General features: G+C 38.5%; 18 protein-coding genes. All 18 read left to right on the forward strand.

Annotated features, from left to right (window positions below; translation table 11 throughout):
• The first annotated feature begins 10 nt into the window (after window positions 1–10).
• The 18 genes from fapR (at window position 11) to ylqF (ending at window position 15,375) form a co-directional block, all read left to right on the forward strand.
• Complete coding sequence (fapR, locus tag GX497_15460) at window positions 11–598, forward strand: transcription factor FapR (protein ID HHY74589.1); 588 nt, start codon at window positions 11–13, stop codon at window positions 596–598.
• 27 nt (window positions 599–625) lie between these two features.
• Window positions 626–1,609, forward strand: coding sequence for a phosphate acyltransferase PlsX (plsX, locus tag GX497_15465; GenBank protein HHY74590.1), 984 nt, complete (start codon window positions 626–628; stop codon window positions 1,607–1,609).
• Between the two features lie 13 nt (window positions 1,610–1,622).
• A complete protein-coding gene (gene fabD, locus GX497_15470; GenBank protein ID HHY74591.1) occupies window positions 1,623–2,567 on the forward strand; it encodes an ACP S-malonyltransferase in 945 nt (314 codons plus the stop codon).
• On the forward strand, window positions 2,568–3,308 hold the full coding sequence (gene fabG / locus GX497_15475) for a 3-oxoacyl-[acyl-carrier-protein] reductase (GenBank protein HHY74592.1): 741 nt from the start codon (window positions 2,568–2,570) through the stop codon (window positions 3,306–3,308).
• A gap of 88 nt (window positions 3,309–3,396) precedes the next feature.
• Window positions 3,397–3,633: an acyl carrier protein gene (gene acpP, locus GX497_15480; protein HHY74593.1), complete on the forward strand. Its 237-nt coding sequence runs from the start codon at window positions 3,397–3,399 to the stop codon at window positions 3,631–3,633.
• A 137-nt stretch (window positions 3,634–3,770) separates the two neighbouring features.
• Window positions 3,771–4,511, forward strand: a complete 741-nt coding sequence (locus GX497_15485; protein ID HHY74594.1) for a ribonuclease III — start codon at window positions 3,771–3,773, stop codon at window positions 4,509–4,511.
• Window positions 4,512–4,631: 120 nt separating this feature from the next.
• Window positions 4,632–8,189, forward strand: coding sequence for a chromosome segregation protein SMC (gene smc / locus GX497_15490; GenBank protein HHY74595.1), 3,558 nt, complete (start codon window positions 4,632–4,634; stop codon window positions 8,187–8,189).
• 27 nt (window positions 8,190–8,216) lie between these two features.
• Window positions 8,217–9,206 (forward strand): signal recognition particle-docking protein FtsY, encoded by a 990-nt coding sequence (ftsY, locus tag GX497_15495; protein ID HHY74596.1) that lies wholly within the window; start codon window positions 8,217–8,219, stop codon window positions 9,204–9,206.
• Window positions 9,207–9,312: 106 nt separating this feature from the next.
• Complete coding sequence (locus tag GX497_15500; protein HHY74597.1) at window positions 9,313–9,645, forward strand: putative DNA-binding protein; 333 nt, start codon at window positions 9,313–9,315, stop codon at window positions 9,643–9,645.
• 12 nt (window positions 9,646–9,657) lie between these two features.
• Window positions 9,658–11,004 (forward strand): signal recognition particle protein, encoded by a 1,347-nt coding sequence (gene ffh / locus GX497_15505; GenBank protein ID HHY74598.1) that lies wholly within the window; start codon window positions 9,658–9,660, stop codon window positions 11,002–11,004.
• A 103-nt stretch (window positions 11,005–11,107) separates the two neighbouring features.
• Window positions 11,108–11,380: a 30S ribosomal protein S16 gene (gene rpsP, locus GX497_15510; GenBank protein ID HHY74599.1), complete on the forward strand. Its 273-nt coding sequence runs from the start codon at window positions 11,108–11,110 to the stop codon at window positions 11,378–11,380.
• Window positions 11,381–11,394: 14 nt separating this feature from the next.
• The gene (locus tag GX497_15515; GenBank protein HHY74600.1) at window positions 11,395–11,622 is read left to right on the forward strand and encodes a KH domain-containing protein; all 228 of its coding nucleotides are present in this window, start codon (window positions 11,395–11,397) and stop codon (window positions 11,620–11,622) included.
• A gap of 76 nt (window positions 11,623–11,698) precedes the next feature.
• A complete protein-coding gene (locus tag GX497_15520) occupies window positions 11,699–12,085 on the forward strand; it encodes a hypothetical protein (GenBank protein ID HHY74601.1) in 387 nt (128 codons plus the stop codon).
• A 16-nt stretch (window positions 12,086–12,101) separates the two neighbouring features.
• Window positions 12,102–12,614 (forward strand): ribosome maturation factor RimM, encoded by a 513-nt coding sequence (rimM, locus tag GX497_15525; protein ID HHY74602.1) that lies wholly within the window; start codon window positions 12,102–12,104, stop codon window positions 12,612–12,614.
• The gene (trmD, locus tag GX497_15530; protein ID HHY74603.1) at window positions 12,615–13,349 is read left to right on the forward strand and encodes a tRNA (guanosine(37)-N1)-methyltransferase TrmD; all 735 of its coding nucleotides are present in this window, start codon (window positions 12,615–12,617) and stop codon (window positions 13,347–13,349) included.
• Window positions 13,350–13,477: 128 nt separating this feature from the next.
• Window positions 13,478–13,822: a 50S ribosomal protein L19 gene (gene rplS / locus GX497_15535; GenBank protein ID HHY74604.1), complete on the forward strand. Its 345-nt coding sequence runs from the start codon at window positions 13,478–13,480 to the stop codon at window positions 13,820–13,822.
• Between the two features lie 124 nt (window positions 13,823–13,946).
• Entirely contained in the window at window positions 13,947–14,504 is a 558-nt protein-coding gene (lepB, locus tag GX497_15540) for a signal peptidase I (GenBank protein ID HHY74605.1), read from the forward strand.
• A 10-nt stretch (window positions 14,505–14,514) separates the two neighbouring features.
• Entirely contained in the window at window positions 14,515–15,375 is an 861-nt protein-coding gene (gene ylqF, locus GX497_15545; GenBank protein HHY74606.1) for a ribosome biogenesis GTPase YlqF, read from the forward strand.
• Window positions 15,376–15,477: the final 102 nt, after the last annotated feature.

The following is a 15,477-nucleotide window of genomic DNA, read 5'->3' on the forward strand; positions in this document are numbered from 1 at the left end:
GGTGAAATCAGTGCGATTATCAAAAAAAGAGAGACAAAGAGTTTTAAAAGCGACAATTGATGAAACTCCATTTATCACTGATGAAGAGCTTTCAAAGAAATTTAATGTCAGCATTCAAACGATTCGCTTAGATCGGCTTGAATTATCAATCCCGGAGCTCCGTGAAAGAATAAAGGATGTAGCGAAATCTAAGTTAGATGAGGAAGTAAAGTCGTTACAAATAGAAGAAATCATTGGTGAAATTGTCGATTTAGAAATGGATAAAAGCGCGATTTCGATTTTTGATGTGAAAAGTGAGCATGTGTTTACAAGAAATCGAATTGCCCGCGGACATCATGTATTTGCGCAAGCTAACTCATTAGCTGTTGCGCTCATTGATGATGAATTTGCACTGACAGCTAAAGCTAACGTTAAATTCACACGTCAGGTGAAAGAAAATGAACGTGTCGTTGCCAAGGCAAAAGTAATTGCCATTGATACGGCAAGACACAGAACAACCGTTCTTGTGCAATGCTTTGTTGGACAAGAGCTCGCATTTATCGGTGAATTCGAAATGTTTAGACCAAGAAGCAAATCAGAATATGAACGAAAAAGTTAAATTTGAAGAAAAAGGCAGGTCCAATGAATGAGAATAGCAATTGATGCAATGGGTGGGGACCATGCCCCCGAGCAAATTGTAAAAGGTGTAGTTGAAGCGGTAAAAGCATTTCCAACAGTAGAGTTTACATTGATTGGAAATGAGTCGGAAATCAATAAATATTTAACATCTACAGAAAATATATCAATTATACATACAGAAGAAGTGATTGAAGCAACAGATGAACCCGCACGTGCTGTTCGCCGTAAAAAGTCGGCATCAATGGTTTTAATGGCGAATGAGGTAAGTGAGGGGCGTGCAGATGCTTGTATTTCTGCTGGCAATACAGGCGCATTAATGGCCGCTGGTTTATTTGTTATTGGCCGGATTGAAGGAATTGACCGTCCAGCTCTATCGCCAACATTGCCGACAATCGATGGTCAAGGCTTTGTTTTTTTAGATGTTGGAGCTAATGCGGATGCAAAACCAGAGCATTTGTATCAATATGCGATTATGGGCTCCGTATACGCAGAAAAAGTAAGAAAAATCGAAAAACCAAAAGTGGGGTTGCTTAATGTAGGAACTGAGGAGAAAAAAGGCAATGATTTAACAAAGCATGCCTTTGATCTTTTAAAGGAAGCGCCCATCAATTTTGTCGGCAATGTCGAGGCAAGGGATTTATTAGACGGTGTTGCTGATGTTGTTGTAGCAGATGGTTTTTCTGGCAATATTGCTTTAAAAGCAATTGAAGGAACAGCTTTAGCGATTTTTTCAATGCTGAAAAAAGAATTAACAAGCAGCTTGAAAACGAAGCTCGCAACTGCGGTGATTAAGCCGCAATTGTATAATTTGAAAAATAAACTTGATTACTCTGAATACGGTGGTGCTGGACTTTTTGGCATCAAAGCACCTGTTATAAAAGCACATGGGTCATCTGATCAAACGGCAATCTTGAATGCGATTAGACAAGCAAAGGATATGGTCGAAAAACAAGTAATACAAACGATTGCCACAACAATTCAGGCAAAATAAAGGAGGAGAAAAAGTGGGGAAAATTGCATTTATATTTCCAGGACAAGGCTCGCAAACCGTTGGAATGGGGCAAACGTTAGCAAATGAAGTAGATAAAGCGGCAGAGATTTTTCGGAAAGCAGATGAACGATTAGGTTTTTCATTATCCGAGATTATTTTTAATGGACCGCAGGAGTTGCTAACGTTAACAGAGAATGCTCAGCCGGCCTTGCTGACGACAAGCATTGCGATTTTAGAATTATTGAAGGAACATGGGATTGAGGCGGATTACACGGCAGGGCATAGCTTAGGAGAATACACAGCTTTAGTTGCTGCAGGAGCAATTAACTTTGAGGATGCTGTTTATGCTGTTAGAAAACGCGGCGAATATATGGAAGAGGCTGTACCTGCTGGGGTTGGCACAATGGCGGCTGTGTTAGGGATGGAAGCTGACGACCTTGAAGCGGTAACGGATGAAATAACAGCAAGTGGTCATACTGTACAATTAGCCAATCTTAACTGTCCAGGCCAAATTGTCATTTCTGGCACGAAAAAAGGTGTTGAGGATGCATCACAGTTGGCAAAAGAACGTGGTGCGAAAAAGGTCATTCCACTAGTAGTAAGCGGTCCTTTTCATTCCGTCTTAATGAAGCCGGCAGCCGAAAAATTCACTGCTGTTTTAAACGAAATTGAAATTCGCGATGCCAAAACTCCAGTCATTGCCAATGTCACAGCAAAAGCGATGACCGCAAGTGAGGATATTAAAGAAAAGCTCATTGAACAGCTTTATTCACCAGTACGCTGGGAACAGTCCGTTGAAACTATGCTCACGCTTGATGTCGATACATTTATTGAAATTGGTCCTGGAAAAGTATTGTCAGGATTAGTAAAAAAGGTGAATCGCAAAGTGAATGCATATGCCATTTCAGATCAGGAATCATTGCTTGATGTTGTAAACAAGCTGAAGGGGGACGCTTAAATGTTAACAGGAAAAGCTGCACTTGTTACAGGTGCTTCACGGGGAATTGGCCGAGAAATTGCTTTACATTTGGCTGCATCTGGTGCAAAAGTAGCCGTAAATTACTCAGGAAGTGAAGCGAAAGCGAAAGAAGTTGTCGAAGAAATTAAGGCAAACGGCGGTGAAGCTTTTGCAATTCAAGCGGATATAGCAAATGCTGATTCAGTAGATGCGATGGTAAAAGAAGTCATTACCCAATTTGGTAGCTTAGATATTTTAGTTAATAATGCTGGGATTACAAGAGATAACTTGTTAATGAGAATGAAAGAAGAAGAATGGGATGCGGTTATTAATACAAATTTAAAAGGTGTTTTCCTTTGCACAAAGGCTGTGACAAGGCAAATGATGAAACAACGAAAAGGCCGGATTATTAATATTTCCTCGATTGTTGGTGTTTGCGGAAATCCTGGTCAGGCAAACTATGTGGCTGCAAAGGCTGGAGTGATTGGCTTGACGAAAACAACGGCAAAAGAGCTTTCAAGCCGTAATATCACCGTCAATGCTGTTGCGCCTGGATTTATTACAACTGATATGACAGATGAACTGCCAGAAGATGTGAAAAATGAAATGTTGAAACAAATTCCACTAGCCAGGTTCGGTAAACCAGCTGATATCGCTAATATTGTACGTTTTTTAGCTTCGGACGAAAGCGGCTATATTACGGGCCAGACGATTCACGTCGACGGCGGCATGGTGATGTAGCTCGCAATTCTGTCATAAATTGCTGTTTATAGCTCTAGTTTTTTTAGCTAGAATTTAATATAATACCTTGAGGGGAGGTGAACGAACAATGGCAGACGTTTTAGAGCGTGTAACAAAAATCATCGTAGATCGTTTAGGTGTTGAGGAAGCTGAAGTTAAAATGGAAGCTTCTTTCAAAGAAGATCTAGGAGCAGATTCCCTTGACGTAGTTGAATTAGTAATGGAATTAGAAGATGAGTTTGATATGGAAATCTCTGATGAGGATGCAGAGAAAATTTCTACTGTTGGAGATGCAGTTAACTACATAAATGCACAAGCAAAATAACGAAGAGTCCCGTGGATTTCACGGGGCTTTCTCCACTTTTTAATGATTCTCAATAAAAATGTTCTTATGTCAATACATTCTATCAATAACGTAAATTAACTAGCTTGCGCATTTTTGTTGTGGAGGTTTTTATGTCAATGACAATGAAAAAAAGAGAAAAAAAAATAAGTATAAAACAAAAGCTAAAGTTTCAAGAATTACAAGATAAACTTAATATCCAATTTACAAATGAGCATCTGTTAATTCAAGCTTTTACCCATTCCTCATACGTAAATGAGCATCGCATTAAGCCATCAGAGGATAATGAAAGATTAGAATTTTTAGGTGATGCAGTATTGGAGCTAACCGTGTCACATTATTTGTTTAATTATTACCCAGCGATGAGTGAAGGAGATTTAACGAAACTTCGCGCTGCTATCGTTTGTGAACCATCGTTAGTACAGTTCGCAAATCAACTTTCCTTCGGAGAATATGTTTTATTAGGAAAAGGGGAGGAATTGACTGGCGGAAGGACTAGACCAGCGCTTCTAGCCGATGTCTTTGAATCATTTATTGGTGCATTATATCTTGACCAAGGTTTGGAAAAAGTCATTGAATTTCTTCAAAAAGTGATTTATCCGAAAGTGAATGAGGGTGCTTTTTCGCATGTTATGGATTATAAAAGTCAGCTTCAGGAAATTGTTCAAAGAAGTGGACAAGGTGCACTTGAATATTTGATTATTCAAGAAAAAGGCCCTGCACATAATCGCGAATTTGTTTCACGGGTTGCACTAAATGGAGAAATACTCGGAACTGGAATTGGAAAATCAAAAAAAGAAGCTGAACAAAAAGCTGCTAAAGAAGCACTAGATAAATTAAAAAATGAGCATCATATGTAACGGAAACTCAAACGTACTGTTACTTAGTTTTTCATCTGTCTGTTGAAAGACTCGGAACCAGTATGCTTGAGTTTCACTTTATCTTTATTCTTTTCTTTGCCTTGAATTAGGGGGGCTATTATGCATTTAAAACGTTTAGATATTGTAGGTTTTAAAGCTTTTGCTGATCGAACTTCCGTTGATTTTGTACACGGTGTGACTGCAGTTGTCGGACCAAATGGTAGCGGGAAAAGCAACATCACGGATGCGATTCGCTGGGTTTTAGGAGAACAATCGGTTAAATCGCTCAGAGGGTCGAAAATGGAGGATATTATTTTCGCTGGCAGTGATACGAGAAAATCCTTAAATGTAGCGGAGGTAACGTTAACACTTGAAAATGATGATCAATTCTTGCCGATTGACTATCATGAAGTAAGTATTACAAGAAGGGTATACCGTTCTGGCGAAAGCGAATTTTATATAAACAAACAATCGTGCCGTTTAAAGGATATTATCGATTTATTTATGGATTCAGGTTTGGGGCGGGAAGCTTTTTCGATTATTAGCCAAGGGAAGGTTGAGGAAATACTTAGCAGCAAGGCTGAGGACCGGCGCACAATCTTTGAAGAGGCCGCAGGTGTTTTAAAGTATAAAACACGCAAGAAAAAAGCTGAAATAAAGCTGTTCGAAACACAAGATAATTTACATCGAGTTGATGATATTCTTCATGAAATTGAAAGCCAAGTTGAACCTTTAAAAATACAATCCTCAATCGCGAAAGATTATTTAGAAAAGAAGAAAGAGCTTGAAAAAACAGATGTTGCTTTAACCGTCTATGAAATTGAAGAGCTTCACAAGAAATGGGAGCAACTTACAAAGCAGTTTGAAGAACATAAAGATATTGAAATTGAACTATTATCTAAAATTCAAATGGAAGAGGCGGAAATGGAAGCGCTTCGGAAAACTATTCAAGTAATTGATGATTCGGTTACAGAGCTTCAAGAAGTATTGCTTATTTCAAGCAACGAATTAGAAAAGCTTGAAGGCCAAAAGGAAGTTTTAAAGGAACGAAAAAAGAATGCTACGCAAAACCGTTCCCAATTAAAACAAGCAATCGATGACTTGAAAGCAAAAGCGCTCCAATATGATTCGGAAATCTTAACACAAGCTGAAAAGCTCAAAAAAGATGTGGAAGAACTACAAAAGCTACAAAAGGAATTAAAGAGTTTTGAAGCAGAACTTTTTGCTCTAAGTCATGATATTGAAGGTGAACTTGAGAATTTAAAAAGTGACTATATTGATTTATTAAATAGACAAGCATCGTTTAAAAATGAAAAAAGTCATTTAGATGATCAATTGGCCCAATTCGAACTGAAAAAAGAACGCCTTGACCAAGATAATGAAAAGTACTTAGTGCTGCGAAAAGAGCTGGAGACTAAAAAAGTCGAACTGCTTGCAAAAGCTGAGAAAAAACAACAGGAACTCCATGCACAGATAACAAAATATAAACAGTTAGAATTTGAATTGCAAAAAGAGCGGGATGACTATCACAAGAAAGAAACACAGCTTTACCAAGCTTATCAATATTTGCAAAAATTCAAATCGCGAAAAGAAATGCTCGAGGAAATGAAAGAGGATTATTCTGGCTTTTTCCAAGGCGTAAAAGAGGTTTTAAAAGCAAAACTACCTGGTGTCGCAGGTGCTGTTGCCGAGGTCATTCACGTTGATAAAGAATATGAAACAGCCATCGAAATAGCTTTAGGCGGTGCGATGCAGCATATTATTGTTGAACATGAAGAGCATGCTCGAGAAGCGATTGCTTTTCTTAAAAAGAATCACCATGGCAGGGCAACATTTTTACCATTAAGTATCATAAAAGGAAAATCGATTCCAGATTCATATATTTCGATGCTAAGTGGGCATGCTGCTTTTGTAGGAATTGCGCACCTCTTAGTTAAATACGATAGCAAATATAATGAAATCATCAAGAATTTATTAGGAAATGTTATCATTGCTCGTGATTTAAAAGGAGCAAATGAATTAGCACGACTCGCCAATCACCGCTACCGAATCGTCACACTTGAAGGGGACGTTGTCAATCCTGGTGGAGCTATGACAGGGGGATCAGTAAAACAAAAAACAACCTCTTTATTCACGCGTCAACGAGAATTAGAAGATCTTGTTGCTAAATTACCTGATATGGAGCGGAAGACTGAAATGCTCGAATATCAGGTAAAAGCATTAAAAGGAAGTATTCAAGAAAAAGAAACGAAGTTGCAGCATTTGAAAGAGATTGGTGAAAGTCTTCGTACTGAGGAACAACAAGCGAATGGCGATGTACGTGAGTTAGAAGTTGAAGAGAAGAACGTAAATGAACGCCTAAAAATTTATGATCTCGAAACCGATAGGTTGATAGCAGAAAAGCAAACAGTTTTAAAAAAAGTAGAGGATGCAACAAAAAGTCTTACAAATTTAGAAGCGAAGATAACTGGATTAGATCAAAAAATGGCAGAGCTTACGAAGCAGAAGAAAAATCAACAAGCCTCAAAAGAAACATTGGGGCATAAAGTAACAGAGCTAAAGGTTTTAGCCGCTGAAAAAGGACAATTAGTAAAAAATGAACAAGAACAGTTGCAGAGATTAGAAGAAGAAAAGCGCCAAACAGAGGAGCAATGGAATACTCTCTCTTTAGACTTGCAGTTTATAAATGATGAAATGGATACGAATATCTCAGGTGAAGGAAGACTTGATGAGTTCATTGTTCAAAAGGCAAAAGATAAAGAAAAAACAATTGCGCTCATTACAAGCCGTAGGGAAGAACGTTTACAGCAGCAAATGAGATTAGAGGATGTAACACGCGAAAATAAAGAGTTAAGACGGCAGCATAGACAAATGGTTGAGGCAACAAAGGATGAAGAAGTAAACATGAACCGGCTTGATGTGGAGTTGGAAAATAGATTAACACAGCTTCGCGAAGAATATATGCTTTCATTTGAAGCTGCTAAAGAAAAATATCCTTTAACAGTGGATATTGAAGAAGCAAAACGAAAAGTGAAATTAATTAAAATTGAAATTGATGAGCTTGGTACCGTCAATCTTGGTGCGATTGATGAATATGAGCGGGTTTATGAGCGCTACCAATTTTTATCAATACAGAAAAATGACCTGCTGGAAGCGAAGAATACCCTTCATCAAGTGATATGCGAAATGGATGAAGAAATGAAAAAACGGTTTGAATTATCATTTTATAGTATTAAGGCTGAATTTGAACAAGTGTTTAAAGAGCTTTTTGGCGGGGGCCGTGCTGATCTTGTCTTAACAAATCCGGATGATTTATTAAACACAGGTGTTGATATCGTTGCCCAACCACCAGGTAAAAAATTGCAAAATTTAGGGCTTTTATCTGGCGGCGAAAGAGCATTAACGGCGATTGCTTTATTATTTTCAATTTTGCGGGTCCGCCCTGTGCCGTTTTGCGTGCTTGATGAAGTGGAAGCAGCGCTAGATGATGCCAATGTTTCACGGTTTGCTTCGTACTTAAAGCAATTCAGTAAAGAAACACAATTCATCGTTATTACGCACCGCAAAGGGACAATGGAGGAAGCTGATGTTTTATATGGTGTCACGATGCAGGAATCAGGAATTTCGAAGCTCGTATCTGTTCGCTTGGAAGAGTCGAAGCAATTGATTGAAGGGTGATTTATAAAGAAAAGGAGCTTGATAACTTTGAGTTTTTTTAAAAAGTTAAAGGAAAAAATCTCACAAAAAACGGAGACGGTGACGGAAAAGTTTAAAGATGGCTTAGCCAAAACAAGAAATTCGTTTTCTGAAAAAGTAAATGATCTCGTTAGCCGTTATCGTAAAGTTGATGAGGAGTTTTTTGAAGAATTAGAGGAGATTTTAATAAGTGCTGATGTTGGCGTTACAACGGTAATGGAACTCATCGACATTTTAAAAACAGAGGTGAAAAAGAGAAATATTCAGGATCCTAAGGAAGTGCAGGCGGTAATCTCTGAGAAGCTTGTCGAACTTTTTACTAGTAACGATGATAAGGTGGAAGCATTAAACATTCAAGAAGAAGGTTTAACTGTCATTCTCTTTGTCGGCGTTAATGGCGTCGGCAAAACAACAACGATTGGGAAGCTAGCCCATAAGCTGAAAAGTGAAGGGAAATCTGTGCTTTTAGCGGCTGGGGATACGTTTCGTGCTGGTGCTATCGAGCAATTAGAGGTATGGGGAGAGCGCGTAGGTGTTGATGTTATTAAGCAGTCAGAAGGCTCAGACCCTGCCGCTGTTATGTTTGATGCACTGCAAGCAGCAAAATCACGGAAGGTAGATGTATTAATTTGTGATACAGCTGGCCGTTTGCAAAATAAAGTAAACTTAATGAAAGAGCTTGAAAAGGTAAAGCGGGTGATTGAACGGGAAATCCCTGGTGCTCCGCATGAAGTATTATTAGTTTTAGATGCAACAACAGGGCAAAACGCGATGAGCCAGGCGAAGCAGTTTAGCGAGGTAACAAATGTAACTGGAATTGTGTTAACGAAACTAGATGGCACAGCGAAGGGTGGGATTGTTCTTGCCATCCGTCAAGAACTAAAAACGCCAGTTAAATTTGTTGGTTTAGGAGAAAAAATGGAAGATTTACAAGAGTTTGACCCGGAACAATTTGTTTATGGGTTATTTGCAGAGATGGTTGAAAGCTCCGAAGAGTAATAAAGCAATACGGTAGACTGTCTAGCTATTTTACTTGACATTTCTCTCGTGACAGTGTAACATTTTAATCTGTAAAGGGAATTCACTTAACAAGGAGGGCTTTTGTATGCTTGAAAAAACAACGAGGGTGAATTATCTCTTTGATTTTTATCAATCGTTGTTAACGAAAAAGCAACGGAATTATATGTCATTATACTACCTTGATGATTATTCTCTCGGGGAAATTGCCGAGGAGTATGAAGTCTCAAGGCAAGCCGTTTACGACAATATAAAGCGTACAGAGTCCATGCTTGAAGACTATGAAAGCAAGCTACATCTTTTTGAAAAGTTCCAAGAGAGACAGGAAATCATTCAAAAATTAAAGCTTTGTTTTAATGAGGAAGAGGGGAATAGGGATATCATTAACGAATTAATGGATGCCCTTGAGAAATTAGATTAGGAGGCGGCCGCTATGGCGTTTGAAGGATTAGCCGACCGACTGCAAAATACAATTCAGCGTATTCGTGGCAAAGGAAAAGTGACGGAAGATGATGTTAATGAGATGATGCGTGAAGTGCGCCTTGCACTTTTAGAAGCTGACGTTAATTTCAAAGTTGTCAAAGATTTTGTCAAGCGAGTGAAAGAACGGGCTGTGGGCCAGGAAGTGATGAAAAGCTTAACACCTGGTCAGCAGGTTATCAAAGTTGTTCAAGAAGAACTTACGGAGCTAATGGGTGGTTCGCAAAGCAAAATTGCTGTCAGCAACCGTCCACCAACTGTCGTCATGATGGTTGGTTTGCAAGGTGCCGGTAAGACAACAACAACTGGAAAACTTTCAAATCTTCTTCGAAAAAAATACAACCGAAAACCTTTACTAGTAGCAGCCGACATCTATCGTCCTGCTGCAATCAAACAGCTCGAAACACTTGGGAAGCAGCTTAATATCCCTGTTTTCTCCTTAGGAGATCAAGTTAGTCCAGTAGAAATTGCCAAACAAGCAATTGAAAGAGCAAAAGAGGAACATCATGACTATGTCTTAATTGATACAGCTGGACGGCTTCATATTGATGAAGCTTTGATGGATGAGCTGAAGCAAATCAAGGAGCTTGCAAAGCCAGACGAAATTTTCCTTGTTGTTGATGCAATGACAGGTCAGGATGCTGTTAATGTAGCCGAAAGCTTTAATGAGCAGCTTGGTGTAACAGGAACCATCTTGACAAAGCTTGATGGGGATACGCGCGGTGGTGCGGCCCTATCGATCAAGGCAGTAACGAATATTCCGATTAAGTTTGTTGGTATGGGCGAAAAGCTCGATCAATTGGAGGATTTCCATCCAGAACGAATGGCATCCAGAATTCTTGGCATGGGCGATGTTCTCACTCTTATTGAAAAAGCACAAGCAACTGTTGACCAAGAAAAGGCAAAAGAATTAGAAGAAAAAATGCGGACGATGAGCTTTACTTTCGATGATTTTTTAGATCAATTGGCACAAGTTCGTAAAATGGGACCATTAGATGATCTAATCAACATGCTGCCTGGAGCTAATAAAATCAAAGGTTTAAAGGATTTAAAAGTTGATGAAAAGCAAATTAAGCATGTTGAAGCAATTATCCAGTCGATGACGAAAGAAGAAAAAGTGCATCCGGAAATGATTAATGCCAGCCGTAAAAGGCGAATTGCCAAAGGCTCCGGCAGAACGGTCCAGGAAGTAAACCGTTTATTAAAACAATTTGAAGATATGAAAAAAATGTTTAAGCAAATGAGCAACATGAATGTAAAAGGAAAGAAAAAGGGTGGATTCAAACTTCCTTTTATGTAAGATTTGTTCATTCGAAAAAGGTGTCAATAAATTTTACTTTACAAACGGAATAAAAATTGATAATATTTAAAAATGTGTAAAACATATTGGAGGTAGATTAATAATGGCAGTAAAAATTCGTTTAAAGCGTATGGGAGCAAAAAAATCTCCTTTTTATCGTGTAGTAGTAGCTGATTCCCGTTCACCACGTGATGGACGTTTCATTGAAGAAATTGGAACATACAATCCAGTTGCGAAACCAGCTGAAGTAAAGCTAAATGAAGAAGCAGTGCTTAAATGGCTACAAAATGGTGCGAAGCCATCAGATACTGTACGCAACCTGTTCTCTGCTCAAGGCATCATGGAAAAATTCCACAACTTAAAGCAATCTAAATAAGTTGTATGAGTGCTATGATCGATTTAATTGAAACGATTGTTAAGTCGCTTGTCGACCATCCTGATGATGTAGTTATAAGTCAACAAGAGGATGATCGGAAAGTTACGTATCACTTAACAGTTCATAAAGACGATGTAGGCAAAGTAATTGGTAAACAAGGGCGTATAGCGAAAGCGATTCGAACAGTAGTTTATGCTGCTGCCTCGAATGAAAGTAAACGAATACACCTAGAAATTATGTAAAGGGCGAGGCTAAACCTCTCCCTTTTTTCATACGCTTTAACATATTCAAAAGTAAATTCTCTAGGATGGTACGAATATGAAAATAATTAGGAATATCATCGTAAAGCAAATTGTAACAGAGGAAAGCAAGCGTTTGCTATTTGAAAAATTAAAACAGCAGGTTTATCAGTTAAATACAGAGACAGCCCAGCTTCAGTTTGAAAAGAAAAAATTTGAGAAAATGAAAAGTAAGCAAGTGCCAACAGCTTTAGCCCAATTTGATAAAGAGCTTACAAATCGAATTGAGAAAGCAAAGCTACTAGAATTTCAATTGGAGCAATTGGAGCTACTTCCCCTTGGTACGGAATTAAAAGAAGCAGAAGTACAAGGAATCGTCGAGGTTCATGAAGGGGACAATTGGGAGGAGCTTACGAAAGAGCGGACGATTGTTACGAAGGATGGAATCATTGTTGAGATTCGCTAGATAGGAGGATACCGCCGTGTCGAAATATTTTAATGTAGGAAAAATCGTAAATACTCACGGAGTTAGAGGAGAAGTTAAGGTCATTTCATCCACTGATTTTCCTGAGGAACGTTTCGAAAAGGGAAGCATCCTTTATATAGAGGATGCTTCAAAGCAATTTATTGAAGTAAAAGTACAATCACATCGCTTACATAAAAATTTTCATCTTTTAACATTTGAAGGTTTAGCAAATATTAATGATGTTGAAAAATATAAAGGAAAAATGTTGAAGATAAGCGAACAACGACAGGATAATCTAGACGAAAATGAATTTTATTATCACGAAATCATCGATTGTGAAGTTTTTTCAGATGAAGGGGAAAGTCTAGGTAGAATAAAGGAAATACTTTCTCCAGGTGCGAATGATGTTTGGGTTGTGAAGCGAGCGGGCGAAAAAGACTTACTTTTACCTTATATAGAGGATGTTGTTAAAGAAGTCGATGTAGAAAATAAAAAAGTAATTGTTCATTTAATGGAAGGGTTATTATAAATGAAAATCGATGTATTAACATTGTTTCCTGAAATGTTTTCTGGTGTTTTAAGTCAATCTATTCTAAAAAAAGCACAAGAACGTCAAATTGTTACCTACAATGTTCATAATTTCCGTGAATTCTCGAAGGATAAGCATCAGAAGGTCGATGATTATCCTTACGGAGGAGGAGCAGGAATGGTATTAACGCCACAGCCAATCTTCGATGCGGTTACCCACTTGACAATGGACACGGAAAAACGTCCAAGAATTATCCTTATGTGCCCGCAAGGGGAAAGATATACACAAAAAAAAGCAGAAGAATTAGCAAAAGAAGAGCAGCTTATTTTTATTTGTGGTCACTATGAAGGCTATGATGAGCGGATTCGCGAACATCTTGTAACAGATGAACTATCAATTGGTGACTATGTGCTAACTGGCGGAGAATTGGCAAGCATGGTCATTATTGATAGTGTTGTCCGCCTTCTCCCAGGTGTTTTAGGCAATGAGAGTTCAGCTCCATGTGATTCTTATAGCAGCGGCCTTTTGGAACATCCACACTATACAAGACCAGCTGATTTTAACGGAATGAAGGTACCTGAAACATTACTGTCCGGCAATCATAAAAAAATCGAAGAATGGCGAGCGAAGGAATCACTAAGAAGGACATTTCTAAGAAGACCGGATTTGTTAAACGAACGCTCATTGTCGGAAAAAGAAAAAAAATGGCTCGAAGAGTTTAAGAATGACCTGTAAGCTATTGAAACTATTTAGTCTTTATGGTATATTAAACCTTGTGCTTGAACTTGTGTTCGAGCTTGGATAACGATGTTCCGCTGTAATGAGTTTCATACAAGAGCATCTGTGTGGAAGGAGTGAAGACGATGCAACAATTAATTCATGACATCACTAAAGAACAATTAAGAGCAGACATTCCTGCGTTCCGTCCTGGTGATACATTACGTGTTCATGTGAAGGTTGTCGAAGGAACTCGTGAACGTATTCAGGTGTTTGAAGGTGTTGTTATTAAGCGTCGTGGTGGTGGAGTTAGTGAAACATTTACGGTTCGTAAGATTTCTTACGGTGTAGGTGTTGAACGTACATTCCCTGTGCATACACCAAAAATTGCGAAGATTGAAGTTATGCGTCGCGGTAAAGTCCGTCGTGCAAAACTTTATTACCTACGTAGTCTTCGTGGTAAAGCAGCTCGTATTAAAGAAATCCGATAATTTGCTGAAAAGGAGCTTGGTGTTCAAGCTCCTTTTTTCCAACTTACCTTCCTATTATTTAGCATTAGCGCTGACGTAAGCGTTTTGTATTTATAAATTTTATATTGATTTTGGAGGAGCGTATATGTCCCAAGGCAAGAATGAAGTATGGGAATGGATTAAAGCATTAATAATTGCTGTATTATTAGCAGGTAGCATAAGATATTTCTTATTTGCTCCCATTGTTGTCGATGGGGAATCCATGATGCCGACCTTACAGGACCATTATCGGATGATTGTTAATAAAATCGGCTATAAAATTGGTAAGCCAGAAAGATTTGACATTGTCGTATTTCATGCTACAGAAGAACGTGACTATATTAAAAGGGTGATTGGATTGCCTGGTGATCATGTTGAATACAAAGATGATGTTTTATATATAAACGGTAAGCCGATTGAAGAGCCTTATTTAGAACAATATAAGAGGGAAGTAAATGGGCCGCTTACAAACGATTTTACACTTGAAGAGGTTACAGGTGTAGACCGCGTCCCTGATGGGCAGCTTTTCGTCCTTGGAGATAATCGCCGCTTTAGTAAAGATAGTCGAATTATCGGAACAGTGAGCATGGATAAAGTTCTTGGTAAAACAAATATCGTCTATTGGCCTCCGAGTGAATTTAAAATCATGAGCGATAAACAGTAGGTGAAATTGGATGACAATTCAATGGTTTCCAGGCCATATGGCTAAAGCGAAACGTCAAGTCATTGAAAAACTAAAATTAATTGATGTTGTTATTGAACTTTTAGATGCACGCATTCCCTATTCTTCTAGAAATCCGCTCGTTGATGAAATCGTCACAGGTAAGCCGCGCTTAGTCTTGCTCAATAAGGCTGATTTGGCAGACCCACGGAAAACAGAGGAATGGATTTCGTATTTTGAAACAAAAGGATTAAAATGTTTGGCTATCAATGCCCAAACGAAGAATGATATGAAAACAATTATTTCTGAATGCAAGGCACTTACGCAAGAAAAATTCGACAAGATGCGGGCAAAAGGGATAAAAAATCCGAGAGCGATTCGCGCTCTAATTGTAGGCATTCCCAATGTCGGCAAGTCGACTTTAATTAATAGGCTTGCGGGTAAGCCGATTGCGAAAACAGGTGATCGCCCTGGTGTGACAACTGGGCAGCAATGGATCAAGGTTGGCAAAGAGTTTGAGCTGTTAGATACGCCTGGAATTTTATGGCCGAAGTTTGAGGACGAAGAGGTTGGTTATCGATTAGCAATTACTGGTGCCATAAAAGAAAACCTACTCGATTTTCAAGATGTCATAGCTTATGCATTGAAATTTCTAACAAATGAATATCCTCAAAATTTAAAGGAGCGCTATCAATTAGAGACGATTTCACCGGATATGGTTGAATTATTTGACGAAATCGGCAAATTTCGAGGCTGTTTGATGGGCGGGGGCCTCGTTGATTACGATAAAACAGCGGAAATCATTTTAAGAGATATACGCTCTGGCAAGCTTGGACGATTAACCTTTGATAAGCCAGCTGATTTTGAAATATAAGGTGTCAGGCACTTCATAAATGAAAGTCATTTTTGAAGCAAGCCTGGTACCTTCTTTATTTTTTTTAGAGCAGTGCCGATATAAATGATAACTTCAACATAG

Origin of the sequence: Bacillus sp. (in: firmicutes), assembly GCA_012842745.1 — a bacterium.
Classification (GTDB): domain Bacteria; phylum Bacillota; class Bacilli; order Bacillales; family Bacillaceae_J; genus Schinkia.

Bases quoted from the DNA above. Each gene is read 5' to 3' on its own strand.
- ylqF (HHY74606.1), top strand. From the start codon at position 14,515: ATGACAATTCAATGGTTTCCAGGCCATATGGCTAAAGCGAAACGTCAA.
- trmD (HHY74603.1), top strand. From the start codon at position 12,615: ATGAAAATCGATGTATTAACATTGTTTCCTGAAATGTTTTCTGGTGTT.
- acpP (HHY74593.1), top strand. From the start codon at position 3,397: ATGGCAGACGTTTTAGAGCGTGTAACAAAAATCATCGTAGATCGTTTA.
- lepB (HHY74605.1), top strand. From the start codon at position 13,947: ATGTCCCAAGGCAAGAATGAAGTATGGGAATGGATTAAAGCATTAATA.
- GX497_15520 (HHY74601.1), top strand. From the start codon at position 11,699: ATGAAAATAATTAGGAATATCATCGTAAAGCAAATTGTAACAGAGGAA.
- plsX (HHY74590.1), top strand. From the start codon at position 626: ATGAGAATAGCAATTGATGCAATGGGTGGGGACCATGCCCCCGAGCAA.
- GX497_15485 (HHY74594.1), top strand. From the start codon at position 3,771: ATGACAATGAAAAAAAGAGAAAAAAAAATAAGTATAAAACAAAAGCTA.
- GX497_15515 (HHY74600.1), top strand. From the start codon at position 11,395: ATGATCGATTTAATTGAAACGATTGTTAAGTCGCTTGTCGACCATCCT.
- fabG (HHY74592.1), top strand. From the start codon at position 2,568: ATGTTAACAGGAAAAGCTGCACTTGTTACAGGTGCTTCACGGGGAATT.
- rplS (HHY74604.1), top strand. From the start codon at position 13,478: ATGCAACAATTAATTCATGACATCACTAAAGAACAATTAAGAGCAGAC.
- GX497_15500 (HHY74597.1), top strand. From the start codon at position 9,313: ATGCTTGAAAAAACAACGAGGGTGAATTATCTCTTTGATTTTTATCAA.
- ffh (HHY74598.1), top strand. From the start codon at position 9,658: ATGGCGTTTGAAGGATTAGCCGACCGACTGCAAAATACAATTCAGCGT.
- smc (HHY74595.1), top strand. From the start codon at position 4,632: ATGCATTTAAAACGTTTAGATATTGTAGGTTTTAAAGCTTTTGCTGAT.
- rpsP (HHY74599.1), top strand. From the start codon at position 11,108: ATGGCAGTAAAAATTCGTTTAAAGCGTATGGGAGCAAAAAAATCTCCT.